The 489-nt window shown below is 64.0% G+C and carries 1 protein-coding gene; it reads left to right on the top strand.

From position 1 onward, the window contains the following. Positions 1-489, top strand: a 489-nt coding sequence (locus AC5LSR_RS08630) for a TrbL/VirB6 family protein (protein ID WP_493468339.1), incomplete at both ends; no start/stop codon positions are given.

Below are 489 nucleotides of genomic sequence, written 5' to 3' on the forward strand. Positions count from 1 at the left end.
GTCTGGTAGCCCAGCTCAGAACTCTCCCCCAGCAGGGGAACTTCGCCCTTGACATGGTTCTGTCACTGCTGGTCGCACTGTTCTCGTTCGCGCTCTTCCTGGTTCTCTACATCCGCAAAATAGCAATCATCGCGGTTGCGGTGTTCATCCCGCTGTACCTGGCCGGGCAGCCGGCGATATCGACCCGCGACTGGATGAAGCGGGCCATGGAGATCCTCGCGGCGCTCATCCTGGCCAAGCCGGTCATTTACGCGATCTTCACCCTGGGCGCGAGCATAGCGGGTGACGCGACCGGGTCGGGTATGGACCAGACGCTGACCATTCTCAGCGGTATCGTGGTCATGGCTGCCGCGGTGTTCTCACCGTTCGTCCTGCTACGTGTGATCGGGATGGCTGACGTCCAGCTCATGCAGGTCATCGGCGCGGCGGGCAGGCGCGGCGCGGCGAGTTTCGGCCACGGTGCCGGTGCGCTGCTCGGCTCGTCGTCGC

It is taken from the genome of Protofrankia sp. CiP1_Cm_nod4 (assembly GCF_982290645.1).